The 26,331-nt window shown below is 42.4% G+C and carries 24 protein-coding genes; 3 read left to right on the plus strand and 21 right to left on the minus strand.

All coding sequences use genetic code 11. The features are described from left to right. Positions 1 to 92 precede the first annotated feature (92 nt). The 11 genes from B5E53_RS04405 to B5E53_RS19090 all read right to left on the minus strand — a co-directional run bounded on the left by B5E53_RS04405 (position 93) and on the right by B5E53_RS19090 (position 15,138). Entirely contained in the window at positions 93 to 494 is a 402-nt protein-coding gene (locus tag B5E53_RS04405) for a PrgI family protein (protein ID WP_087312841.1), read from the minus strand. Positions 495 to 509: 15 nt separating this feature from the next. Beyond that, positions 510 to 1,334: a hypothetical protein gene (locus tag B5E53_RS04410; RefSeq protein WP_087312842.1), complete on the minus strand. Its 825-nt coding sequence runs from the start codon at positions 1,332 to 1,334 to the stop codon at positions 510 to 512. An 18-nt stretch (positions 1,335 to 1,352) separates the two neighbouring features. After that, on the minus strand, positions 1,353 to 1,691 hold the full coding sequence (locus B5E53_RS04415) for a hypothetical protein (RefSeq protein ID WP_087312843.1): 339 nt from the start codon (positions 1,689 to 1,691) through the stop codon (positions 1,353 to 1,355). Further along, positions 1,692 to 1,907, minus strand: a complete 216-nt coding sequence (locus tag B5E53_RS04420; protein ID WP_087312844.1) for a hypothetical protein — start codon at positions 1,905 to 1,907, stop codon at positions 1,692 to 1,694. Further along, positions 1,894 to 2,331 (minus strand): hypothetical protein, encoded by a 438-nt coding sequence (locus tag B5E53_RS04425; protein WP_087312845.1) that lies wholly within the window; start codon positions 2,329 to 2,331, stop codon positions 1,894 to 1,896. The genes B5E53_RS04420 and B5E53_RS04425 overlap by 14 nt, the downstream gene beginning before the upstream one ends. Continuing rightward, positions 2,328 to 3,677 carry a hypothetical protein gene (locus tag B5E53_RS04430; RefSeq protein WP_087312846.1) on the minus strand — a complete coding sequence of 450 codons (1,350 nt, stop codon included), beginning with the start codon at positions 3,675 to 3,677 and terminating at the stop codon, positions 2,328 to 2,330. Before B5E53_RS04430 ends, B5E53_RS04425 begins: the two co-directional genes overlap by 4 nt. Before the next feature lie 28 nt (positions 3,678 to 3,705). Next, entirely contained in the window at positions 3,706 to 4,275 is a 570-nt protein-coding gene (locus B5E53_RS04435; RefSeq protein WP_087312847.1) for a hypothetical protein, read from the minus strand. A 100-nt stretch (positions 4,276 to 4,375) separates the two neighbouring features. Continuing rightward, complete coding sequence (locus B5E53_RS04440; RefSeq protein ID WP_162611784.1) at positions 4,376 to 10,522, minus strand: isopeptide-forming domain-containing fimbrial protein; 6,147 nt, start codon at positions 10,520 to 10,522, stop codon at positions 4,376 to 4,378. 207 nt (positions 10,523 to 10,729) lie between these two features. Further along, positions 10,730 to 11,788 (minus strand): Ig-like domain-containing protein, encoded by a 1,059-nt coding sequence (locus tag B5E53_RS04445; protein WP_087312849.1) that lies wholly within the window; start codon positions 11,786 to 11,788, stop codon positions 10,730 to 10,732. 631 nt (positions 11,789 to 12,419) lie between these two features. After that, the gene (locus B5E53_RS04450; RefSeq protein ID WP_343215593.1) at positions 12,420 to 14,798 is read right to left on the minus strand and encodes a restriction endonuclease subunit R; all 2,379 of its coding nucleotides are present in this window, start codon (positions 14,796 to 14,798) and stop codon (positions 12,420 to 12,422) included. A gap of 178 nt (positions 14,799 to 14,976) precedes the next feature. Continuing rightward, positions 14,977 to 15,138: a hypothetical protein gene (locus tag B5E53_RS19090; RefSeq protein ID WP_162611785.1), complete on the minus strand. Its 162-nt coding sequence runs from the start codon at positions 15,136 to 15,138 to the stop codon at positions 14,977 to 14,979. Positions 15,139 to 15,774: 636 nt separating this feature from the next. Here B5E53_RS19090 and B5E53_RS04460 point away from each other — a divergent pair. Then, a complete protein-coding gene (locus B5E53_RS04460) occupies positions 15,775 to 16,839 on the plus strand; it encodes an IS256 family transposase (protein WP_087312850.1) in 1,065 nt (354 codons plus the stop codon). A gap of 714 nt (positions 16,840 to 17,553) precedes the next feature. Here the strand turns inward: B5E53_RS04460 and B5E53_RS04465 are convergent. The 3 genes from B5E53_RS04465 to B5E53_RS04475 are packed head-to-tail and all read right to left on the minus strand — an operon-like array spanning position 17,554 to position 18,798. Further along, the gene (locus B5E53_RS04465) at positions 17,554 to 18,042 is read right to left on the minus strand and encodes a hypothetical protein (RefSeq protein WP_087312851.1); all 489 of its coding nucleotides are present in this window, start codon (positions 18,040 to 18,042) and stop codon (positions 17,554 to 17,556) included. A gap of 23 nt (positions 18,043 to 18,065) precedes the next feature. Continuing rightward, entirely contained in the window at positions 18,066 to 18,434 is a 369-nt protein-coding gene (locus B5E53_RS04470; protein WP_087312852.1) for a DUF6120 family protein, read from the minus strand. Next, on the minus strand, positions 18,427 to 18,798 hold the full coding sequence (locus tag B5E53_RS04475; RefSeq protein WP_087312853.1) for a PadR family transcriptional regulator: 372 nt from the start codon (positions 18,796 to 18,798) through the stop codon (positions 18,427 to 18,429). The genes B5E53_RS04470 and B5E53_RS04475 overlap by 8 nt, the downstream gene beginning before the upstream one ends. A 253-nt stretch (positions 18,799 to 19,051) precedes the next feature. Between B5E53_RS04475 and B5E53_RS18835 the strand changes: the two genes are divergently transcribed. Together B5E53_RS18835 and B5E53_RS04480 are read left to right on the plus strand one after the other, a co-directional pair. Next, complete coding sequence (locus B5E53_RS18835; RefSeq protein ID WP_140401434.1) at positions 19,052 to 19,477, plus strand: hypothetical protein; 426 nt, start codon at positions 19,052 to 19,054, stop codon at positions 19,475 to 19,477. A gap of 122 nt (positions 19,478 to 19,599) precedes the next feature. Next, positions 19,600 to 20,346, plus strand: a complete 747-nt coding sequence (locus B5E53_RS04480; RefSeq protein WP_087312854.1) for a hypothetical protein — start codon at positions 19,600 to 19,602, stop codon at positions 20,344 to 20,346. Positions 20,347 to 21,037: 691 nt separating this feature from the next. Here the strand turns inward: B5E53_RS04480 and B5E53_RS04490 are convergent. From B5E53_RS04490 to B5E53_RS04525, 7 genes are all read right to left on the minus strand, one after another. Further along, positions 21,038 to 21,430, minus strand: a complete 393-nt coding sequence (locus B5E53_RS04490) for a BlaI/MecI/CopY family transcriptional regulator (protein ID WP_087312856.1) — start codon at positions 21,428 to 21,430, stop codon at positions 21,038 to 21,040. A gap of 158 nt (positions 21,431 to 21,588) precedes the next feature. Then, positions 21,589 to 21,957, minus strand: a complete 369-nt coding sequence (locus B5E53_RS04495) for a single-stranded DNA-binding protein (protein WP_087312857.1) — start codon at positions 21,955 to 21,957, stop codon at positions 21,589 to 21,591. After that, a complete protein-coding gene (gene srtB, locus B5E53_RS04500) occupies positions 21,947 to 22,702 on the minus strand; it encodes a class B sortase (protein ID WP_087312858.1) in 756 nt (251 codons plus the stop codon). Before srtB ends, B5E53_RS04495 begins: the two co-directional genes overlap by 11 nt. Positions 22,703 to 22,708: 6 nt before the next feature. Next, on the minus strand, positions 22,709 to 23,260 hold the full coding sequence (locus B5E53_RS04505; RefSeq protein WP_087312859.1) for a hypothetical protein: 552 nt from the start codon (positions 23,258 to 23,260) through the stop codon (positions 22,709 to 22,711). Positions 23,261 to 23,456: 196 nt separating this feature from the next. Further along, complete coding sequence (locus B5E53_RS04515; RefSeq protein ID WP_242963511.1) at positions 23,457 to 24,641, minus strand: DUF6017 domain-containing protein; 1,185 nt, start codon at positions 24,639 to 24,641, stop codon at positions 23,457 to 23,459. Between the two features lie 13 nt (positions 24,642 to 24,654). Then, a complete protein-coding gene (locus B5E53_RS04520; RefSeq protein ID WP_087312862.1) occupies positions 24,655 to 25,554 on the minus strand; it encodes a ParB/RepB/Spo0J family partition protein in 900 nt (299 codons plus the stop codon). Continuing rightward, positions 25,544 to 26,329, minus strand: a complete 786-nt coding sequence (locus B5E53_RS04525) for an AAA family ATPase (RefSeq protein WP_087312863.1) — start codon at positions 26,327 to 26,329, stop codon at positions 25,544 to 25,546. Before B5E53_RS04525 ends, B5E53_RS04520 begins: the two co-directional genes overlap by 11 nt. Positions 26,330 to 26,331 lie beyond the last annotated feature (2 nt).

Below are 26,331 nucleotides of genomic sequence, written 5' to 3' on the forward strand. Positions count from 1 at the left end.
CAAATCCAACGAATCAATATCTTTTTAAAAATGATATTATCACCAAGGGGAAAGTCTGCCCTTTTTTCTGATGAAAAATATTTTTCATTTATCTATTGACATTTATTAGCTGGACTTTTCTTTTTTGGTATATCCCTTCTTCTCATGATAAACACCCGGCCTATGTTTTCCGGCTGCTCTGCCGCTTGGTAAGAAATGCACTCTGTCCGATGGACGAACCACATCTCTTTTAACAGTTTCACCGGGGACTTCCCCTGATAAGTAAAAAATCCGATCACACAAAAAGGTACCATCACTGGCACCACGATATAGGTACACTGTACGATCGGCAAACCGGTGTAGTACCACAGGGCTGCGGCAGATCCAAATCCTGCTAACAGCCCAACGCCGGCAGCAATACACTGCTTTAAGGTAAATCCGGCAAATATTTCATTTTGAAACGCCGAGTCAAAATCATCATTGATGTCAATCTTCATTGCATTTGCTCCCTTCATTTTTTGTTCAAAAATCTATAATGCCAAAGCTTTTGCCAGCAGACTGTTCACACCTTTCACGCTGGCCGTCATGAAGATCATCGTAAACAGAGCATTCAGTGCATCCCAAAATCCATCGACCGCCTCTCCGATCAGGCCGGAGCCTTCAAAAACAGAAATACCGGCATGGATGATTTTAAAAGAAATGGCCATCGTCAGGGCAATGGCCACAATCTCAAACGCATTCAGCAAAAACGTTTTCAGCCAGGCATAAAATGTCCGTTCTGTCTCCCTGCCGCCAATGAGTGCTGGGAGTGCAAACGGCGCCAGCACAATAAGCAGGTAGATCCTGATATACCGGCTGTAGACTGTCAACAGCATCAAAAAACTACACACAATTGCTACCAGTACAAAAAAGATACCAAAGAGCAGATAAAATAACGTAGAGCCAATATCCATCTCATCTACCATCAGGTCTGCATTCTGCGTCGTAAACACTTCCCCTACCATCGCTGCCGCAATGGACAGGATCAGCCGCATCAATAAAAACAGGTTCAGAAAGATCACGTTGGCCACTACAATCTTGATAAAAGCTTCTATTACCATTTCCAGGGTGATGTTGTGATGGAGGTCACTGACTGCCCGGCAGATGGCAATTAGGAAGAACAGATTCAGTAAAGAAATCCCGATGGCAAGCGACCACGGGTACAGCGTGCGCTCCACAAAATTCCAGGCATCCGGGGAGAAATCCTGCGGCGACATTCCCAAAAGCCCGCCGATCAGAGCCATGGCGGCCTTCCAGATTGTATTTGCCAGACCAATGGAAAATCCGCCAAAAAAGTTTGTCACCCAATCCGGCATAGGACAACACCTCCTTCCCTAGTTGCCTGTGTTAATGAGTGGGATGATCTGCGGGGCGATACAGGCAATAAGGCCGCCGCCCACCCGTTTAAAGGCCGATGACTGCGCCATACCATCCTGTGTATTCATGGATGCTGCCATTTCAAACACACCCCAAAGTAAAAATAACTGTCCGATGTTGGATACGATGGATGCCACCACGTTATAAAGGGAATTAAACCCAGTCGTGATGATATTTCCATTGGTCGCCTGTGCATGGATAGATATCAAAAATGCTGCAATACAGACGGACATTGCAGCCCTGGCTGCTTCCCTTCCTGCTTTTTTTATGTATTTGTTTATTTGCCCTTTCCGCATTTATCTGTTCCTCCTTCCACTAATCCGTCCAATTACCAGCACGACCACAACAGATACGATGATCTGGATCAGTAATGCCAAGAGCCCTGTCATTGGCTGCAGCGTGGCCGGAAGTATCCGGGAAAGTAAAAAGGTACGGGCTGCCACGTTGGCAAGGAGCCCGATCAGGAACGCCGCGAGCACGGCGATATATTTGATAAAACTATGTCTTCGCATTATTTTCTTCTTCACTCCTTTTCTGCATGGGAAGCCTGCGGCTTTTGTAGGCTTCCTGCCATATCATATAGGAACATACCTCATCACACTCCCGGGAACCATCGGAAGCATAGGTAAACAGCGCCGTCTCATAATCCTGGTACCGGCTGTCCTTTAAATAGCTTATTGCCGCACGGAACCGTTTCCGTGCCTTTTTCTGCCGGCATTTCCGGGATACCAGAAAAAAGGTCCCTTCGATGCTCCCTGCTGTCCGGTAAGCCGTTTGCAGACTCTCTATCGTCTCCTGTTGATACCGGACATGCGGCAGACGACGTTTGTATCTGGGTACTGCGTCCCGCATCCTCTGTACCCACAGGATAAACAGGGTCAAAAAGAAAGCAAACCCAAACGACAGACCCGCAATGGCAAGAATCTCCCGGCTCATGCTTCTTCCCCATTCCGGTAACCAAAGTAAATGCGGGCTGCCTGATACACTTTGTGAACCAGATCTTCCGGAGATGTATTGAAAGAAAACTCTGCAGATCCGATCAGTTCTTCTTCATTTTCATCATAGATAAACGTGAGTCCCGCTTTATTCTCGTTATATCGTTTCAGAAGTTTTTTCATGCTCCATCCGCCTTTTTGTTTTTTGCGGATATCAAACCACGGTGATTCCCCAAAGGAAAACATGATCTGCAGTCCGCCAGCTGCGACAGCGACCAGCTCCCCCTCCCGGGCATGGAGAAGCCGGGCATCCATGCCGGTTTCCTGCAGATACTCCTGCAGGATCTCCGCCGTCAAAGGGCCTTCCGCCAAAAGAACATCCGCCGGTTCCAGCTCTCTCTGGCTGGCGGATATGTCATCTGCTTTTATTTCTTCTGTACTTCGGAATGCCGCCCTATCTGCTTCCTCTTCTGGTTCTCCTTTTTCCTGCAAGCCGTCCCTATCCTGTGTTTTCAGCTGTGTACCCGCCATCAGTTTTTTGAACAACTCCCCCTTTTCTTCCTGCAGGCGCCGGTTGTCTTCCTTTAAATGGTTGTTCTCTTCTTCCAGTGCTTCTTTTTCTTCCGCTAATTTTTTTGCAAGCGCATGAAGGGATTCCATGTCCTTTTTCTGCTGTTCCGGCAGGTTCTTTTTCAGTTCTTCCAATTCCTGATTGGCTCTCGTAAGATACTCATTTTTTTCCTTTAACTGGCGGTTCTCTTCTTTGCTGTCTTCCAGTTCTTCTTTTTGGCTGTCCACTGTTCCCTGCAAGGCAGCGATCTTCTCCTCCATCTGTTTTCTGGCTGTCTGCCCGGCTGTCTCCTGCAGAGCAGACACGTATGAACTGTCCGCCGGAAGTTTAGATATCTTTTCCTCGTACTCCCCGGCCAGCCGTTGACTCCGAAGTTTTTCGTTGCGAGCCTCCTCCCGGAGCAAGGAGACCTGCATCCACTGTTCGGTCTTTTCTTTATCAATTTTTACCTGCGCTTCCTGCAGGGCAGCTTTCTCTTTTATCAGGCTTTCCATCCTCTCCTGCAGTTCCGTCTCTTTTTCTTTGATGGCTGCTTCCCGGGCAGTGACGGCCAAAAGACGGTCTTCCAGACCGGATAATGTTTCCTTCAGGGCTACCTCTTTTGCATCCAGACTCTCTTTCCTTTTTCGGTAGACTTCTTCCATCTGGATATATTCCGCATCCCTGTCCGCAAAGATCTGCCGCATCTGTACCAGCATATCCGGCATTGTGGCTTCCTGAGATAGCCCTTCTTCTCTGTCAGACTGCCCTTTCTGATCCTTTTTTATTTCATCCATCTATCCATCAACCCTCCTACTTCTATATTTATCCAAAAAAATACCAGCGGAGAAATAAAAACAGGCACAAAAAGACGGATGCCAGGAACAATGCCGCATACTTTAGGAAACTGTTCCAGTCCCCGGTCTGCGGCGGCGTAGTCTTCTGCACTGTCTCTTTCCTCTCCTCCATCTGCTCTGCTTCCTCCTGTGTTTCCTGCACCTGTCTGTCTTTTTCCTGTTGCCCGGATATTTGTCCCTGAGCAATATTTTTCCCTTCTGCCGCCACCACGGTACAGGTAGTCTCGACCTCATGGGTGGTCCCCTGCACATCGGTATAACGGTAGATGACAGGGTATTTTCCGGCCATCCCCGTATCAACCGCGCTGGTGTCGATCTCCACCCGTTCCACCGCGTCATTAACACCCAGCCCTTCTTTTAGATCAGGGATGGTATCCCCCACGCCGATGACAATATCCCGGATCCCGACCAGCCGGGGTTCTTCCTGCCGCAAAGCAGGCTGTGGCTCCGCACGAAAAAAATAACCGGCAATGCCAGCTCCGCAGAGCAGGCATAAAAAAAGGAACAAGGCGCCGGGTAATACTTTTCTTATCTTCATTTGTCACATCCAGCCCGTACGGAAATTCAGTACGGGCTGCCTCCTTTTCGGTTTTTTGACACAAAAAAAGCAGGCCCTTATTTCCTGCTATTGTTGTTCTTTATTTCATTTTTTTCCGTCTTCTCCGGATAAGAAAAACGCCGGCCCCACCAAAGGCGGCTGCCGCCAGCGCAAACCATCCGGCATAACTGGTAACGCCGGTCTTTGCCCCTTTCGGTCCACTCTTTCTTTCCTCATTATTATCTTCAGACGAAGTTCCATCCGGATGAAATGTTTTTTCCACCGCTTTTTCCAGCGGGGATTTCGGGACCTTCACAGTAACGGTTGCCTCTTTTTCCGGCGTCTGGTCGGTGATGACTGTTGCTGTGTTGTTGATCTTCTGACCGGTCAGGTCTTCACTGGTAATGGTCGCGTGAAAGGTAATCTCTGACTGCCCGGACAGCGTTGGGTAAACTATTTTGAATCCGCCGTCCGTGCGTACCAGATGGATGGAATCGGTATTCCTCTCCACCTCGTCTTTTTCCGGCACGGCTGCGCCGTCTACCTGGATGGATGCGTAATCAATGTCCACACCTTTTGTCAGATCTTTATCTTCCACGATAACGTTAGTCGCTGTGGCTCCTTCAGTATTCTGGCTGACTGCAATCGTATACTGGATGGTTTCACCAACCGAATATACCGTGGCATCAGCTTTCTTCTCAATAGAAACATCCGGGGTTCCCACGCCGACTTCATGTTCTGTGATGATCCAGTTATCCAGTGGATGCAGGGTATCGTTTGTATCGTGGAATTTATCACTGTTCCAGGTTTCTTCCGGAACGGTTCCATCTTCCCCAATCTCTTCTTTGGTCGGTTCATAGACCTGTGCCACATTTTTGATGACTTCATCCTTATCCACATCTTCATTGACAGTCACGGAGAAGGAAACGTTCTGTGCTTCCCCTGCCGCGATGGATGGGAGGATAAAACGGACATAGGGCTGTTCGTCGATCATAAATACTTCTCCACCACTACTTTCCACATAAGTAGTATATTCCGGGACAGCATCACGGACGAGGATATTGGTTTTTTCTTTATCGGAGGTGTTTTTCACAGTAATGGTATACTGGATCGTCCCTCCGGCTTCCACAACCGTGCCGCTCACCGGGTCGGCTTCTTTTTTCGCAGTGAGGCCGTCCCCTACCGGGGTCAGAGGGACTTCATGGTCAGTCTCTGCATAGGCGTTATCTGCCTTCGCTTTCGCCGTGTTTGGCACCATGCCGCCCATCAGACTTTCTTCCACAAATACGACATCATAAAGGACCTTGATGGCATCGCTGTCAGTCAGGTCCATGCCGGTATCGATCAGATAACCTTTGCTATCTGCAGTCACAGAAACTGGTGTGATCTCCGTATCATTGAAATATACCTTGATGGTATCCGGCTGGATTGTGGCGCCGTCTACCTGCAGGTTGTCTTTGACGATGATGTGTTTCGCGATAAGGTCTTCTTTGGTCTGGGTGACAGTGACCGTATAATGCCCGGTCTCTCCTACCTGGTAGACATCCTTATCTGACGTTTTTTCAATCGCCAGTGTCGGGGATACCACATCGACTTCATGGTCAGTTACCACCCAATCATCCAGCGGATGAGTAATAGTGTTGGTATCCTCAAATCTGTCGCTGTTCCAGATTTTTTCCGGTACTGTGCCATCCTCGCCTATTTCTTCTGCCGTTGGCTCATAGACTTGTGCAGTATTTTTGATCACATCGTCTTCTGTTGCTTCCTCATTAACGGTCACAGAGAAAAATACCTGCTGTGCTTCCCCTGCCGCGATGACTGGGATCACAAAGCGGACATACGGCTGTTCGTCGATCGTGAACAGTTCTCCGCCACTGCCCTCTACATAGGTTGTCAGTTCCGGTATCGCATCGCGGACAAGAACGTCGGTCTTTTCCTGATCGGAAATGTTCTTCACTGTGATAGTGTACTGGATGGTATCACCCGCCTTTACCACAGTGCCGCCTGCCGGGTTGGCTTCTTTTTTCGCTTCCAAACCATCTCCTACAGGAGTCAGCGGTACTTCCCGGTCAGTTTCCGTTTCCGTATTTTCCGCCTTTGCCTTCGCTGTATTCGGCACGGTCTGTCCATTGAGACGACCGGATTCAAAATAGACATCATAAGTGACTTTCAGGCTGTCCTTATCGGACAGGTCTTTTCCTGTCTCGATAGTGTATCCATTTACGTCTGAGATAATATTGGCAGGTGTGATCTCCACATCATTAAAATATAACTTGATGGTGTCCACCTGAATCTTTGCCCCTTCCGCCTGCAGGGCATCTTTGATCACAACCTGTTTCGCAGTCATATCCTCTGTGGTCTGGGTGACGTTGACCGTATAATGCCCAGTGTCTCCCACCTGGTAAGTGTCTTGATCGGAGGTCTTTTCGATGGCCAGCTTCGGCACTTTTTTCTCCGGGATGAACGGCACACTGTCGTACTTCCATTCCGGATTATTGCTGCAGCTTACACCAGCAGTATTGACAAGCTCCACGTCCCCGGCTTCCGGCAGTACCTTTGCCCGGTATGTGACAACGAGGGTATCGTCTTCCGTCAGATCAAGGCCGGTATCCATGTCAAACCCATCCATTGTCTCATTATAAGCGATCTGTACCTGTTCAGTAACATCTTCATTATTCAGCTTCACGGACATGGAATCCGCATAGATGGTGACCATGCCGGTCTGGTCCAGGGCATCCGTGATCTGCACATCTTCTGCGGTGGTGTTCTGGTTTGGATTGGTAAAAGTCAGGGTGAACGTCACGTCTTTCCCGACTACCGGGGAAGCATTGTCGATCTCTTTTTCTACTTTCGGGTTCGGGCCATCCGGGATGACTGTCTCATCCGTTGTGACCTTTAATGCTTCGTCAGAGACTGCAGTTGCCGTATTCAGGATTTCCTTTCCCGCCAGGTCTTTATCCGTAATCTTCATGTCATATTTGATGGACATTTTTGTCTCACTGGTGACGTTCACATACGGTGGGTTCCAGGTTCCCTGTTCCTCCGGATTCTTGCCGTTTTCCAGGTCATAGAGGTCATAATTGCCATCTACCACAAGGTGCTTATCGGAACGCAGGATAAACGCATCGATCTTGGCGGTCTTTATATAATCGTCTTCTCCAGCCAGGTCGGTACCTTCCCGCAGCTCATAGCCGTTGGTATCATACAGGGCAATCGTTCCAGTCAGGAACTCCACGCCTTCGGTCTCCAACTTATCGGTGAAAACAAGGTTTCGGGCAATGGTTCCCTTATGAGTATTGATCACGTCGATGGTATAGGAGACATTATCCCCGATCTCGTACTCGTCCGAATCGGCTTTCTTCACGATCTGCAAGCGAGGGGAATTGATATAAACGGTAGTGGTATCTTTAACCACTTCATAGCTACCGTCTTCCGCCTTCTCCACGTTAGCCGCGGTCACCTTTGCCGTGTTAGTGATTTCTGTACCGTTGACGTCAACCTCTTCGTTCTCCAGAGCATTGGCGTCGTATTTAATAGTCAAAAACGCACCTTTTTCCAGGTAGGTATCTTTGACGATAAATCCATTCCCAGACTTTTCAATGGTGATGACCGGAGTGCGGTCCTCTGTCTCATCGTAAAGCTCCGGGTTCAGCGTATTGGTTTCGTCTTCGGTTCCGGCGATCTTATACTGGATAGTCTTGCCGTCTCCTCCGGACGCTTTCTCAAAGGTGAGGACAGTCCCGTCTGCGGCGGTCTCTGTGATAACAATGTCGTCATAATTTAATTCCAGGCCATCCGGCAGGGTCAGGTCATCAATGACCACATCCTTTGCCACAGTGCCGTCAGCACCAGCGCTTGTTACGACTACCTGGTACTGGACTTTCTCATATCCCGTCTCTTCCTCGTAGATCCGGAACTCGTTATCACACCGGTTGTCGTTCTTCTCCGTTTTATAGGGATTGATATAGGATTTGTCGATGGTGAGCTTCGCGGTGTTGATGTAATACTCCGCTTCATCCTGTACTTTTGGTGCATTATCGGCAGTTACCGTCACCATGTTCCGGGATTCCTCGCCATTGCCCTTCTCATTGGCTGCAGTTGTATAAGTGATGGTTGCTGTGGCTCCTGCCGGGAAATGATTGATGGTATATTTCCATCCGTTATCCCCGCTTTCTGCTTTGCCGGCTGTGACTTTCCGCGTTTCTGTCTCATTCCGGTATTCCGGATTTAAGGTATTGGTCGGGTCGTTCGTACCTGCTACTGGTACCACGACAGTTTCCGGCAGGCCGGAAATCTTCACGGAATCATAATCCAGGGTCATGCCTTCCGGTACATCATCTGCGATAACAACGTTGTTGGCGGTACCTTTGCTTGTGTTGGTTACCTTGACCGTGAAAGTAGCGGTATCGCCAATCTCGTATTCATATCGGTCTACGGTCTTATCCACCGTCAGGACAGCGCTGTTGATGTAAGTCTCTGCATCATCATCCGCATGGCCGGATGGATTCTTGATGTTCCAGCAGGTTGCACTGGCGGTATTATACAGTTCTTTGGTATTTCCGGATTCTAAGGCTTTGCAGTTGACTTTTACCGTCAATGTCTGGTTGGCTCCCAGGTTTGCCCCTGTAACGCGGACATTTTGGCCATCCACCGAGCCAGATCCGGCACTCGGCGTTACTCCGTTTACCTGCAGATCAGACGGGATGGCATCGGTCATAACCACATCGTAAGCGGTGGAATTGTCTGTCACGTTTTTCACTGAAATAGTGTAGGTTACGGTATCACCCACCTTATACTCGTAGGCATCTGCCACTTTATCAAAGGTCAGCTCTGCCAGCGGGACGCGGACAGTCACTTGATTGGATGTTTTATTATAAGTCTCATCGTCCGGGTCAACATACTGTAAGGAGCTGCTGTTCGGGATAACCGCATAATTCCTTCCCGAATCATAGTATGGTGCCAGATTTGCGTCGGCCTTAATTTTAGCAGCGATATTGACAGACACTGTGCCGGTTGGGTTCGTTACAAGATAACTGCTCTTTGCGCTCACTGTCACCGTCTGTCCATTGATACTGTAATCAAAGTTGCCTGTGGCATCGCCACCATTAACTGTGATGCCTGTGATGCTCATTGGCGTCAAAACACCTTCCAATGTATCAGTGATAATGAAGGATTTTCCTCCTGCAGAACCGTCTGTAATGGCGGCCTGTAAGGTATAGGTAAAAACTTCTTTTGCATTGGAAAGGGTGATATCTGTAGTGTCATTGACCTGTTTGAAGATATCGGCTTCAAAAAAACCTTCATCTAAATCCAGATTTCCGTCAAAACTAAAAAAAGCGCCGTTCGTCTGGGTACCGGTAGCATCCGCACCACCAGAGTAATAACGGACTTTAAAAGTTGTATTAGAAGTAGAAGATGGTGTAAAGCCTAATGCCAAGGTATATTTTTTAGCACTTTTATATCCAGGTCTGTCAGTACCTAACTGAATATTGTCATCCCGTTCATCATGCGGGCCATCATACCAGACCGTGTTTCCTTCCGTTGCCCCGATCTGATTACACTTCGCTGCACCAGCCCAGGACAGCTTCGCTGCCTTATATGCCCAGTCTACCCGTCCTGGACTTAATACTTCCACTGCCTGGTTACAATCAATGTCGATAAAACGCAAGTGCATCTTTGCATTGCTGCCCTCGACCATGTTTTTGGTGCCATGCTCATAAACATAAATGGAGCAGTCCAGGCTCTTATATCCACGGAACCGGACTGCGCCAAGCTGGCCGTCAAAGACTGCAATATCGCAGCCTTCCGCATTGCTGATGGTCCCTTTGGCATTGTCGAAGACAACCCGGACATCGTATTTCTGCCCATCATCTGTAATATCAATGTTATTATACTGAATCCAATATGTCCCACTGGTTGTCAGATTAGAAATATAGGCATCTCCTAAATTTCCTAGAGCTCCTTCTGCCCCCTGATCACGATCCTCCCAAATCCAGTCTTTATCACCTGTCTTTTTGGCTTTCGTCAGATTATCCGAGGTTTCGATCTGAATGCCAGATGTATTAGATGGCAGATCCAAAGAATGGTATCCCTGCACATCCGTTGATTTCAGGCTGTCTACTTTTACATCCCGAACGGTCGTCGCCGCATGAACTGTCAGTACATCCGACCACATGGAAGACATGGTGGAAAACACCATGAAAAAAGCAGCACATAGAGACAACACTTTTCTTAATCTTCTTTTCATACTTCCCATGTATACACTCCCTTTCTTTTCGATATCTAGTCTTCTTTGTAGTTTTTTAGGGCGGTGATCTGCATCGATACATTTGTGATTCCTCCTGTCTTTTCACATAAAAAAAGAGCTGAATAATCAACTCTTTTTCCCAATGAAAAAACCCCGGAATTTTTATCTCCGAGGTTTGCAAAATAATAAGTTTAATTATCTAAGAATTTAATTATACTCCCAACTATTATTTCTAATCAAATATGTTGGATATACTTTTTTTCCATCTAATGAATAAGTGTATGCAATTTGTGTAATTTCAGTAGGAGCCATCAGATATATCTCATTTTTATACATGATAGTCTTTGTCTCCCCACTCAAAACTGTAACGTCCTGATGATCTGCTGTTTGAAATTCTATCCACATGTAACAATACAGACTCAAACCCTTTTTCATCACAATAGCTTTGTCAGAGTTATTTGTTACAGTGACCGTCACATAATTCACTGCCGTATCATTAATTTGGCTCACCCTGGCAATCTTCTTTTTAGCACTTGCCGCCCATGTCGCATTATGACCAAATGTATAGGACAAGGATACATTACCAACATCAATGACTTCTACAGATATCGTATTTGATGTTTTCCATTCATTTGTCCGGTTGCGATATTTATAATATAGCTTTACTTTACCAAGCTTATTTGCTGTGGCAATACCATATTTATCAATGGATATCACACTGGAATCAGAACTATACCATTTATAGTAATTTGCTTTGATTGTATTGGATGGTGTCTTAATGGCTTCACCAGCACACCATACATAAGGGAATAAATCTATTTGTTTTCCCAAGCCTATTCTATCAACATATCGAAAAACTAATGTATCCTTTCCGTATGGCAACTGTTTCTTCACAGTTTTACTGATTTTACTACCATCATCTTTTGAGCTACTGTTCTTTTTATTGCTATTTGCTTTCTTCACGACCACCTTGCATTTCAATTTTTTCTTACCTACTTTGGCAATGACGGTTGCCTTACCTTTTTTCTTGGCTTTTACCACACCTTTTTTATTAACGGTAGCCACTGTTTTTTTCTTACTGGACCATTGGACTTTTTTCTTAGTATTTTTTATCTTCAGTTTCTTTTTTTGTCCAACTTTAAGTGTAATCGTTTTACTGCTAAGTTTTGGCGCTGCTTTTGCATTGGCCGGAACTGCTATGCCGATCAGAAAAACACTTATAAGTAACATACAGGATTTTAATATTATAGGTTCCCACCTCTTCATAATACCCCTCCTCTCACATACGAAATGACAATATATATTTTTTACTAACAACAAGAAGTTTTTCTTTCCTATATTTCTATAATTATACTATATCATCTCTATATGCGCTCTTCCACCTCCAGTTACCTCCAATCATGTTCCCTTACTGTTAAATAATCATTGGCAACTTTCTCTTTGATTTATCTTTTCTATCCAAGCAGTTCTTGTTCTGGTTTCTAATCCCCAGCCATGTACAGCAACCGTTTTCTCTCCCCCTGTATCTTTTCGTCCAAACCAACTACATGCCCTATTATTAGATACTAATAGCCTTTTCCATCTTTCTTTGGCGCTTTTGCTGTCATCAGAATTTCTCTAATTTAGCCTTGACTTTTTATTTGCATGCTTGAATGTTACGCTGTTTTACTTTATCATTGAACTCATCATACAGACTCCTTATGTTTTTTCTGGACAATTAAACAATAAGATAAATTTGTATGATTGGGAAAAGTTTCAATCTCTTTTCTCTATTTTTGCCAATGATAATTATTCTCTAAGAACTTAAACTGTCTCATAAAAGCTTTGGTGGTCAAATTTTATAGTGATGCGTATGGTTTACCGTGTACATTTTATTATACTATCTACTATCTTCTGATTATTTCAATGATTCCATAACATTCAAAAGTGATTGATAACTGTCCACATCGTGATACCTTACATTGCTTGTAGACATCTCATTAAACAGCTTTTTCGCACAAGATATTTTTGCTTGCTCAATTGGTCTGAGATTAAGGCTTTCCATTGTCCCCTTAGTTTCGGCAATAAAGAAGATATGCTTTACCGTTCCCTCATAGAAAGCAATAGCCCAGTCAGGGGAATAGTTACCCACTGGAGTGGGAATTTGGAATGTTCTCGGCAGTTTCGCGTACACGCATACTTCTTCGGCAGCATCTAAGTCTTCAACAAATTTTCTTTCAATGCTCTTTTCCGCAGAACCATCCGTAAACACATAGTCTTGAATGGCTTTTTTTGCAAGAAACGCTTTTTCAAAACTCTGAGTATTTTTTTCGGCGGTAAAAATTGTGCTGTCATACTCGCCTTCAATATAGTCATAAGAGATATGTTCAACAATCATTGTGGCTTTCTGCTCATTAATAAGCCTACCAACCTTAGAAATAAATTCTTCCGGATTATTTCTGAACATATGGAATTTATCTGGTCTGATACCCTGCAAAATCGACGCAATAGTTCTGCGAGTCAGGGTAGTGTCTTCAGCAATCTTTCCGATAAGATCATACTTAATTTGACTGGTTCCCGCATGCTTCAAAGTCTGTGTCCGTGTTTTCTCACCGCTAAAAGAAGCTCCACGTTCAACTTCATATTCGTTCATCTTATCTTTCTGACGACCAATCGTAGCGGTATATTGCAACTCGGAAACAAAGAGCTTCTCATTGATATGATTTATCGACTTATCGATAAGCTCCTCACTATCAAAACTTACTGTATAAGCATACTTATGATTAATTTGCCTCCATAATGTTTGGAATTCTTTTTTTGCGAAATTCTCATTGAGCGGATTATCCTTAATCTTTGAGTCATGACCATTGACAAACATGTCTTTAAGAACGTTGTCATCATATACTGATTGAATAAGTGTATGTATCCCCTTTGTCATCAACCGCAATTCCTCCGGCAAAGGAGCAAGTGTACCAGAAGCCGCTTCATTTCGATATTTATCTGTAACCTTACGATTCATATCCACATAGCCGTTGGAAATAAGGTAAAATTCTATTGTATTTGCCGCTTCATCATCAATGAGCGTGGGTACATCATTGACTTTGACATATTTACCACTAAAATATTCGCTTGTAGCAACGGTCGGTCTGTCATAAAGAACCATTTTAATATCGCTCTGTAAGTCGGAAACAAACGTTTTATAACTCTCACTGGCAATAACTGTCAGAATATTAATGTCGTGAACCATGTCGCCGCAGCTTTGAGCGTCCATTCTGTTACCGCTTTGATTAACACAAAGGCGAAGCCCACGTCCAACCTCTTGTCGCTTAGCTGTGTTACTGTCGGAATGTTTCAAAGTACAGATTTGGAATACATTCGGGTTATCCCAACCTTCACGCAAAGCGGAATGAGAAAAAATAAAACGGGTAGGTTCCTCAAAAGAGAGCAATCGCTCTTTGTTCTTCAAAATCAAGTCATATGCTGAAATGTCATCGGAAAACTCACTTCCACGCTTAGTCTTACTGTCTATACTGTGTCCTGTCCTTTTATCAATGCTGAAATATCCTTTATGTATGGTGCTTACATCACTGCAGGTAGATTTCAAATATCTTTGATATGGAGTATCAAAAATAGTGATATATTGGTTAAGAATGCTGAGGTATTCTTCTTCAAACATCTTTCCATATTCGCCTAAAATTTCGTTCCCATCTTCATCATACTGGCGGTATTTTGCAACTTCATCGATAAAAAACAGAGAAAGACACTTGATACCCATATTAAAAAGCTTCTCTTCCTTCTCAAAATGAGAAAGGATGGTCTCTCTGATTTGGATACGTCGCATATCCTTTTCGGTTACATCCCCCACTACATCACCAGCTGTAATAACTTCACCATTTGTAAAGGTCACCGTGCTGCGAAGTGGATCAACTTCGGAAATAGTATAACCTTTGTATTGTTCCATTTCCTGAGAAACATAGTAAAGATCGTCACCAACGCCGAGGATATGGGTTTCACGGTTAATAGATTTATTGTAACCAATCTCAAGTTCGATTTTTGCCATTGGCGGTTTCTTGCTGGAAAGCACAATCTGCTCAAGGTACAGATAGCTGTCTGTACCTCTGAAATTCTTAACCTCAAACCCTTTGACCTCAATCTTTTTGACAAGCTTTTTATTAAAGGCATCCAATGCATCAAGCACATAGATCATATTATGCTGTACAGCATGGGTAGCAGAATAATTTAAACTAAACAAAGGGTTGAAATTCTTCAACGCCTTCTGGGTAACTGCACCGCCCATTTTCTGCGGCTCGTCCAGAATGAGAATAGGCCTGTTGGCCTTGATCACATCAATCGGACGGCGGGAACCAAACTCATCACGTTTTCAGATAAATGGAATGGATGTCCATTTTCTCCATGTAACAATGTGCTTTCTGACTCCCGATGGGATATCCCAAAAGTTTTCATTGCGCTGATATCTATCTGGAACCCCAAGTTAGATGATCGATATGAAGAGGATCCATGATGGCTTTGATGGCCAATTTCTCTTCCGATATTGCATTTTCTTTATAATAAATGAGGGTACGATTGATCTCAAGGAGCCTCGTTCCAACAGCAGCAAGAAGTTCTATAATCATCAAAAAGTTTCGGACTAAATTGACTATCGTAGTCCGGCCCGCAAATTTTTTCAGATGTTTTTGAGCAAGTCCACCTGCATGGTTAACTGACCAATCTTTTTTTCTATGCTGTTTTCTTTTTTCGTTCTTCAACAAATTTTTCTTTGAGATTTTCCTCACATTTGTCATCGAAAATAACGGAGGTATTATTTAGGACTTCTTTTTCTCAGTTTCTCAACAGATTTAGTTGAATATTGTTTTCTGTTACAATGGTATTGAGATTTTTCTCACCTTTTAATAGTCTAATAACAAGGTCTAATTTAAATTTTGCACTGAAATTTCTTTTTTGTCTGGACATAATAATGAATCCTTTCTTTTATATTGATTTAAGTATATCAGATTCATTAAAAATTGTCTTAAAAAGTTCCTTAATTTATGAGACCATTATAGTTCGTAAAATATAAAGAATTTATTTTCATAATTCATATATAATTTGTTTAAGGATTGTCCACATTATCATCGCATTTTCATGTGTTATGTTTTGTTTGATGACGTATAATAAGTTTCGCAAAAATAAAATTTTATAAATAGACATGGTCTATAGCCGTTTGGTAGAATTAAGTCACCACAACAAAATTTATCAAAGGAGGCTATAAAACCATGTCTGATAAGATTACACAGCTAAATGAGGACTTAATAAAGCATGATTTAAAAGATCTTGTCCGCAGCAGTGTCGAAGAAACCTTAAATGCCCTGCTCGACAAAGAAGCGGATGAGTTAGTTAATGCGGAGAAATACGAACGATCTGCTGACCCTCAAGGATACCGTTCCGGTCACTATAAGCGGAATCTTCATACAACAGCAGGGAAAGTGGAACTGAAAGTTCCCAAGCTCAAGGGTGTTCCTTTCGAAACTGCCATCATTAGACGGTATCGCCGCAGAGAATCTTCTGTTGAAGAAGCACTCATCGAGATGTATTTTGCCGGTGTTTCTGTCCGTCGTGTAGAAGATATCACCAAAGCTTTATGGGGAACAAAAGTGATTAGCAACCTCAATAAAAAAGAGTATGAACATATCGAAACCTGGCGGACACACCCTCTTTCCGGGAACTATCCATATGTTTATGTGGATGGTGTTTATCTGAAACGCAGCTGGGGCGGTGAGATCCAGAATGTTTCCGTTTTAGTTGCAATCGGCGTCAGCCAGGATGGATGTCGTGAAATTCTTGACGCTGCTGAAGGCATGAAAGAGGATCGTGAGATCTGGCGTTCTTTCTTTGTATGGCTGAAGGAACACGGCTTACTTGGTGTACGCCTGATTATCAGTGATAAGAATCTGGGGATGCTGGAAACCATTCCGGAAGTTTTCCCAGATGCCAAATATCAGCACTGTACTGTGCACTTTTACAGAAACATCTTTTCCGTTACACCCCGTAACAAGATGAAAACGGTAGCTCTCATGCTGAAAGCAATCCATGCCCAGGAAAGCAAAGAAGCAGCCCGGGAGAAAGCACTCCAGGTAGCTGAAAAACTGAAAGTAATGAAGCTGTCCAAAGCTGCAAAAAAGGTGGAGGATGGCATTGAAGAAACATTAACCTATATAGATTTTCCAAGCCAGCATTGGACTCGGATCCGGACGAACAATACGATTGAACGCCTCAACCGTGAAATCAAACGCCGAACCAAAGCAAAGGAGAATCTACTGTCTGATATCATAGCCGGTTGACTGCCGGTTACCAAACGGCTGAATTTAATTTTTGTGAAAAAATCTTGTCACTATCGGCATTCTCTGATCTGTTCTGCCCATTCATTCAAACGAACCTGCTGTGCAACTAAACTTGTTTGGAATTTCATGACTTACCTCCAATCATTGGTCAAAAAAGTTGAATACTCAACTTTTTTGACTGTATAGTAATAAATCTATTATCCCAAATATAGAAGATTTAGAAAAGATACCCGCTATTTTGCGTGTACATTAAGCGAGTACGATGTACGCATTTTGTCTGTTTTGCCATAATAAAAGGCCCTCCTATGAATTAGATTTTATCATAGAAGAACCTTTCAGTACATATTTACAGAAAAAGTTTCACACCACAGCCTTGTGTGGTCGTTTCAATGTCTATTGGCCGTCTCTGTCAAAAAATTGGTAATTTCTGCTTGTCGCGTTCCTGTATCTCACGTAGACGTTTAAATACTCTCGGCTTTTCGGACGGCCTGTGCTGTTCCTTAGTGGCGTCTGTCAGTTTTCTACTGACTTGGTATTCTCACTCGGCAAGATCACGGTTGTACTGTTTCACAAGCGTTCCATTTCTCGTGAAGACAGTACGCATAAATATCTGAACATCGAGATAACCGTCCTCTTTGAACGTATCGGGAATGTTATCCAGAATTCTCTCTTGGCTACTATTAGATGAGTGATGAGTTATCTTAAGTTTTATATTTATGATACAGTTCCGTTAGCACTACATTTAATGGTCACAGATCTTGTATAAATGTTTTGCACACCAGAGACATCTTTATGAACAATAGTTGCTTTTGCAGTAGCAGAATTACCGCTTTTACTAGACGACGCATTTTTTATCGTCCACGTTTTTCCTGGCGCACTAGCACTGTGTGAGCAACTAGTGCAAACAGCATTTTTCCCATTATAAGAAAAAGTTGCTTTAATTGAAAGAGACCACATTACATTACCACTAGCATTTTTTGATGAGATTGTTTTAGTTTTTGTAATATACTTTGTATTGCTGAGCGTATGTAAATTAGAAGATGTTTCGTAATTTGTTGAGATGCTAGTTTCAATATAATATCCATCTTCATAAAATCTATCAATAATTTCATAATTTTGAGGTGATTCAGCTGAGACAGTGAGAGAAGTGGCTAAAAACACCATAATTAAGATAAGTAAATAGGTAAATAGATTTTTTTTCATACCAAAACCTCCTTCTATTATTGCTATTCTAGAATTGTCTCTTCATATATTACTTGCTCTTCTTTAAAAGTTTTATGTGCTTCATAGGCATATATACTAAATAGCAACAGAGTAATTATCAAAACTAAAGAAATAACACTTATGCAGTATTTTATAAATTTGGACTTTCTAATACGAGTGATTATATAGTCAGTATCTGCATAAACAAAGTAAAGATTCACTGTATCTTCAGGTGTACCAACGCTCATATAAAGTTCGTTAAGAGAAGTAACATGATTAAAATTATCTTCAAGATTTAACTTAAGTTTATTTATGTAATTCTTTTCATCTTTTCCCATAATAGGGAAAAGTATTTTTACTTTTTTTATATATTCTTTACATATTTTATTCATTGTTAGAATGTCCACCCATATTTAATTCATCATCCGTAAAAAGATCAAGTATATCATTAACTTTCGATGTAATAATACGATAATTATTCATCAAATCATAAAGATACTCTAAACCGGCTTCCTCAATATGATAATAAACACGAGTTCTTTTTTTACCCACACGTTTACTATATTCACTTATTTTGCGTTCATTTTCCAATTTGTATGTAGATGCGTAAATTGTATTAAGCGAAAGAGAAAAAGCATCCTGAGATTCGTTATTAATTATTTTAACAATTTCATAAACATAAGCATCCTTTTTACTTAAAATTGCTAAAATGAGTAATTCAGTAACACCACTTAAAAAATAATTTTTTGTATTCATATCTGATCCAACTAATATATTTATTTACACATTATATCAAAAAAATTTTAATTATTCAATAATACATTCATCAAAATATTTATTTACAAAAATAATATGATATGATATGATAAGACTATCAAATCTGACCTGTACATAACTCGAGTGGGACAGAATAATACGAAAGTTTTCGTATAGGAATCGTAGTTCTATTTTTAATAAATGATAGGAGGAAGGTATAGATGAAGTATGTAAAAAAATAATAGTAGGTATTATGTGTACTATTTTTACAGGATTGCCTGTTCGAACAGCTGTAAGTGGGACTGGTGTTGAAGAATTAAATCCGGAAGATGAAGGTGAATGTTTAGTATTTGAAAGTACTGATGATAATCCAATAGCAGTTCCCAATGCAAGTTATTCAAAAGGTGACTTGATATATATACAATATTCGCGTTCTGAATTATTGGAAACTCTTTATAGAAGAGATGCATATTATTATTCGTTGTCAAATTTAGCTAAAAAATTTGTCAAATATCTAACTGGATTATGGGCATATTCTGATGGCTATACATGGTCAAAAACAAATACTACAACTGTAACGGGTTCCAGTGAGTCAGGAGTGACCTTTGCAAAGCAACTATGTGTTCAAGATCAAAAGCTAATTATTCAGCATCTGGAACATTTTACAAAAATAATGTAGTATGGGTGAGCTCAATTACTAGGAACCAAGAATTTTAAACTAATACATATTACTTTATCAGTCATACAGTCATTTATAATATACCAATGTCCAAAAACTATAATTAAAAGGAGGTAACTAGTATGAATACAACTAAACGTTGGAGTGCTTTATTCATGACACTTGTATTAATATTCATGTGTATACCAATGAGCGCAAAGGCAGAAGAAACTACAATACCTAATTTAGACGAAGAAATTCATCAACTCCAAATAACCATGAAGAATAAATTTGGTCAAGAAGTTACAGTTTTTTTTGCAAATACAAATACGGGAGCTACTTACCGCGATGTACAATGCATTATCGATGATGATCCAGAGACGTCTGTATTTACCATTTATGAAGTAGGAGAGGACGAAAGTGATATAGATTCCTATCCAGAAACTATGGATCCGGCAACAAGAGTTTGGAGTCCACCACTCGGAAGCACACACAAATATAAAACAGAAAAAACCATTACTACTCCATCTCGAGTTGTAAGAGATGATTTTGTTATCTCCGTAGCGAAAGGACAGACAACGACATTGAAAAAAGAGTATGTAGGAACTTTAACTGGTAGCATCAATGGAAAATATTTTAACAAGGCAAATTTAGGAATAAAGCTAAATATAACATGTAGGTTTTCAGTAAAACACAAATTTACCGGACCAACAAGTGGTAAATATAATTCAAGAGAATATCGAGTAAAGTACTTTAGAGAAGATGGTAAATACATACAAAAGGACTATTGTTATAAGTTAAGTGGTGCTCTTTATGGCATTCGAACTCATGGCGGAACTTATCAGGAAACTGTGAAATATGCTTCATATAGCAAAGATTCCAAACAATGAGGAAAACATTATGAAAAAATTTTTATTAGGACTTAGTTTCTTTTGGTTTGGAGCTATAGGTTTACTAATCAATTTTACGTATACTCTTTTTCATCAAAGTATTATTAATGGGAACGAAGGATGGTTAATTAATTTCATAGCAAATGACACAGCTATTCCACTACTATTCTTTAGCCTATGGGAAATAATCGGAATAATAATTTGTATTAGGACATTGAAAGATTAAAGGTATATGAATATAAAGGAATGTATGAAGAAAAGTCTGTAAATAGGATTCTTTTGTGATAAGGCTTGGGGAGTGTCGCAAAATCATCAAAATAGATGATTGCGCGGCACTCCCTTTAATCATGAAAAACTTAATTTGTTTCAATTATTTACCTTTTGAAGGTATAATCCACTACTTTTTTTAATAAATATATATAAATACTAATACAAAAATGAGCGACTCACTTTCTAGTTTTGTCTACTTGACGGGTAGCACACCAAAATAAGGCTTTACAGGCTCTGACACCACAGGACAAAACCATCCCGAACGAGCAAGAAGTGAGTGCTATTTTTTTAATTTTAGAGAGCATTTGAAAATCTTAAATTTTAGTTAGGCTGAAAAAGTTTGATTCATAAAAAAATTGTTTTTTTCATTACTCTTACTATATAAAATTACTACGCATATATTACAGTACTTTAATCCTATTTATAATGCTTCCTGTAACTCGTTCTTCCTTTTTTGGATAATATCTGATAATTTATCCAATGTTTCTATATCCATTTCTTCTTTCAGGATAGAATAAAGTATCTCTTCCAATATATTTCCAGAATCACTTTTTCCTTCCTTAAGCTGAAAAAGATTCCACTGTTCCCTTGTCATTGTCGGTTCAAAAACACGGGCAAAATTCTTTGTTGTCTGCTTAAAACCAGCTACTTTAATCATCTCTTTTTTAAGCAGTGAATTGATCATGATGTGGATATAGCTTGGTTGCCATGTACGGTTCACACACATCCTCACGATTTCCGCAGAGGAAAGCGGACTTCCGGTATCCCATAATAGATTCAGGACATCTTTCTCACTGTCTGTTATTTTCTTCATAAATTATCCTCTTCTTTCTCATTATATGTGCAGATATTTTTACATACTATTATATACATATTCTTGTTTTATTCAATATTTTTTATGATACAAAATTTTTTCAATTGAAATATGAAAAAAGCAAACCTTGATATCCCATATTCCGGTTCTGTATCAAATTATCCCTCTTTTCTGATTTTGTCATCTACATAATCAATGACCTGGCAGTCTTCCACAATGATTTCCGTAAAACAGACCCGTTTTCCCTCTTTATTGGTATAATCCCCATTTTTTACACGTCCCACAAGGAGCAGCCGTCCTCCTTTTCTGGCATAGGACACCAGGTATCTTGCCCTGCCTCCATACGCGACACAGTTAAAAAAATCTGCTTCCTTTTCTTTTGCGTATTCCCGGTCCACTGCGATCCGAAACCGGCACCAGTATGTCGTACTGCCCTCTTTTTCTTTTCTCTGCAATTCCGGCTCATATACAAGCCTTCCCAATAAAACCGACAGATTCATCCTAATCTCCTTCCATTTAATCTTCATCTATGTCTTCTGTTCTCTCTTGTACCACACTGTGCACCGTATATCTTGAATCTTCGCTTCGCCCCGTAGAACAGGTGGAGAGTGTGATTACCCTGTCTTCTTTGACAGGTACTACTCCCATGCCATAATAATTTTCTTCCACTGTCATTGTCAGCCAGGCCATCCATTCTTTCCCCGTTCGAAACTCTGTCTGATATGTCTCACTGGCATCTTCACAGTCATAGGTACTGTAGATCCGGGCGTGGGTAGTCCTTCCCTGCTCATAGATATATACATCGGGATGTTCCCGGCCAAACTCTTTTGATTCATAGTCATGGAGAGAACCGAACATTGCCCGGCTGGCCATGTTATGTCCATAGACCACGATATGCTGGTCTGAAAAACTCACGCCCGGCTGGATAAAAATAGAGCCGGGATAACTATACTCTCCTTTATAATCTTTATGCAGGTATTCATTCCAGGTGGAACACTGCAGCACCGGATAATCGATCTTTGTCCCTGGTACTGTGATCCAGGCGACGATATCCGGATTGATCTTCTGCAGTTGATCCCAATGGATGTTATCCCTTCTCGTCTCTTTCCCATTGGGATCATGCTCTTCCGTCTTCACCTTTTCCCGCAGCTGCCGGATCTCCCATTCACTTTTTATAAAAGGGGCCACATCCTTTACAGCAAGCACCGCACAGGCCAGTGCCACCGCAAAGATTCCAAAGAGCAGCAACTGATACAATGTCCTTTTTACCATTTTTCTTTATTCCATCCTTTCCGCCTGATCTTCTTCCCTTTTTGTTATTTTCTGCAAAGAATGCTGCAAGAGATATTCATTAGGATATCCGCTGTCATACATCTTCTTGATATTCAGTAATCCCCTGTTCACAAGACGTAAAAAAGTGGACTTTGACTCTTTCGATTCTCCTTCCACCTTTTTCCACGGCTGCTTCTGGACATAGATCTCCGTGATCACCTGATACTGCCTTTCCGGCAGGAGCCGGTAACAGATCCACAGCCTGTGCAGCATCTCCTCTTTTTTCAAAAGGATATCGATCTCATAAGATATCTCTTTGTACCAGTTCTTGAGCTGCCTTTGATGCCGCAGGACGATATCGGACAGATCCTGCCCTGCCCCGTTTTTTATTCCTGGCATATCACTGTTCTTGTTTTTTCTGATGGAAATCACCTCAATGAGTACATCCGTATCATGCAGGTCCTGATACAGATCGAGGATCTGCTGTCTGGTCTGTTCCCGGATGCTTTTATATTCCATCAGGATTTCTTTGATATCTTTTACATCCAACTCATACATTTTTCTTACCACTGCATTCCATACTCAATGGCAGCATGCCTTTCCCCGGCATTTGCTGCCTGTTATCTTTTCTCCCATACCGCACTTCGCGCCATGTTGGCGCGAAGTCATTTCCCTATCAGAAAAAGCAGCCCGGTCTCCCGGCAGGCTGCTTTTTCCTGTTTCCGATATTAATTTTAAATTCCGATAAAATTTTTTACATCCCTCCATACAGGTCATGGTTCACTTCCGCCTGGTAATAATGGCTCATCGTCATGGTCGCATTATAAAGCGTCGTCAAAAGATAGGCGCGGATATTTCCTACTTTTGTCGTATTTTTATGTAGGCAGGAAAGGATATAATCCACATGGGAAAACCGTAGTTTCATAAAACGATTCTTTACGATTTCCGCCGCCTTATTCACCCCGGCAATCCTTACGACACTCTCATCAGGAAGGATCATGATCTCCACCATCAATTCCACCAGTTCATCCACCTCTTCCCGTTCCAGCGGACTCCTTCCAGCGAAACTGTCATATTCGATATTTTCCCTTATTTTTGCTCTGTATGCTTCCATCTCATCCATCTTTTTCTTTCCGGCAGGATTTCCCCGTCCCCTCTTTAGCGATTGATAGGATATGATAGGTCTATCCTTATCCGTATTATTATCCTCAGTATCATTACCGTTTGATTTTCGAACTTCTGAAAGTCCGTTTTTCATACTTCTAGAAGTTTGATTTTCATACTTCTGGAAGTTCACATATGGTCTTTCCTGGGTGCCATCATCCATACCTACAGATCCCCCCTTTTCATACCTCTGCGCTTCTTTTTCTTGGATATCGCATCTTTTTCTTCCAGTTTTTCTATGAATAGGGTGATATTCATGCTGTTTTTCTACTGGTATTTGCTGACATCCGGCTTTCTCATTCCCTGAAATCCCGTCCCCGTCTTTCTGGCAGGCACTTTCTGGTACTTCTGGAAGTTCGTTTTTCATACTTCCAGAAGTTTGATTTTCATACTTCTGGAAGTCCTCCTGAACTGCTCCATCTCCTGTCCCGGCATCACAGCCCTCTATGACAAAATTTTTAACATAAATAATATTCGGCTTTCCCTGCCCCATTCGTTTCTTTTCGATCAGCCCGATGCCTTTTTCCCCATCGAGTTCCGCAATGCTCCTGACCGCTTTCTGCCGCCCGCATCCCAGCAGCTCCATGATCTCTTCAACGGTAAATATGATATAGACCCGGTTCTTTTCATCAAACCACTGGTTCTTCACACTGAGCCCCATGCGGTCCAGCATGAGGCCGTACAATATTTTGGCCTCACAGGAAAGGGACTGAAAACATGTTTCCGTAAAAAGCATCTTCGGGACCCGGTAAAAACTGTATTGATCTGCTTCCATTCCATAATAATATTCAAACTTCAGCCCCTGCATCTTCTTCCCCTTCCTTTCCTTTTTTCCACTGCTCCAGCAGTGTATAGATCACTTCTTCCATCTGTGCACTTGTATATGTCGGCGGGAAATACTCCCTGATCTTTTTTGGGGCCAGTGTCACACGGACCGCCTGTCTTTCCTTTTTTGCCAGGATCCCATACACCGCTGTTTCTTCCAAGGTTCCATTTCCACTGTATTCTTTGAATTTCCCTGCCTGCGATGGGGACGGATATCTGCCGGTGTCCTGACAGGCTTTCTGCACCCATTCCTGTTCCTGTCTTTTCAGATATGACAGTTTCTCTGCTGCTGTCATCCCTATATTCCCGGCATCTACCATAAAAAGCAGCCCATCAACCAGCTCTGCCAGACGGATATATCTTTGTACCGTCCGCCCGCTGTCCCCTGCTTTTTCCCCGACAACATCCGCGGTACGTTTTTCTCCCCAGCTCCCCTGGTGTTTCATCGCTTCATATTTCATCTTGTATGCCTTTGCCTTTTCACTGGGACGCAGATTCTCCCGCTGGATGTTTGTATCCACCATAAGGACTGTGGCCGCATCGTCATCCAGTTTCCGGATGATAACTGGCATCTCTTCTATCCCTGCCAGTTCACAGGCACGCCACCGGCGGTGCCCGGCTATCACCTCATACCCATCGGCACAGGGACGGACAATCCCCGGCTGGATGACCCCATGCTGTTTGATGCTCTCCACCGTTTCCTGCATCTTTTCATCATCCAGAACCAAGAATGGGTGCTCTTTGAAAGGACGGAGCAAACGGAGCGGAAGAACCGTATACTCTCCCTGCACACTGTTTTCCCCGGCGCCAAACAACTCATCATAAGAAGTCAGCTTTATCTTTTGTGCACTCCTACTTTTCATTGGCGAGCACCTCCCCTGTAAGCAGACGATATCCTTCGGCAACATTCCCTTTCGGGTCATGCAGATAGATGCTCTTCCCTTCTGCTGTCGTTTCGGCCGCCCGCACCGACATCGGGATGCAGTGGGCAAAAATATGTACATTATCCCCGTAGACTTCCCGGATCTGTTTTTCAATATCTTTTGCAAAGTTGGTCCGCCGGTCCACTTTTGTCAAAAGAATTCCCAGGATGGAAAGTTTTCTGTTCAGCTGTCTGTGTACTTTTCCGATCGTCTTAATCAGCTGCTGCAGCCCTTTCACAGGAAGGTATGCGGCTTCCACCGGTATCAGGACACTGTCCGCCGCCACAAGGGCATTGATTGTGATCATCCCCAGGGACGGCATACAGTCGATAAGTATATAATCATATCTGTCTTTGATCTCTTCCAGATACAGACGCAGGATCTGCTCCCGGCTCATCACGTTCACCAGCGAAGTCTCCAGCCCGGCAAGCTCGATATTCGCCGGAATAAAGTCGACGCCTTCTTCATGATGACAGATTCCTTCTTCCAGATTAATTTCTTCCTCATTGATCACTTTTCCAAGAATCTGCACCAATGTCATCTCCAGTTCATCGGGTTCCTGTATTCCAAGGCTCACCGAGAGACTCCCCTGAGCGTCCGCTTCTACCAGAAGGACTTTTTTCCCTTTCCTTGCAAGTCCAATCCCTAAATTTACACACGTCGTCGTCTTTCCTACTCCGCCTTTTTGATTTGCAACTGCGATTACTCTGCACATAT

This window comes from Eubacterium sp. An11 (genome assembly GCF_002161065.1).
In the GTDB taxonomy this organism is placed as follows: Bacteria; Bacillota; Clostridia; order Lachnospirales; family Lachnospiraceae; genus Anaerobutyricum; species Anaerobutyricum faecale.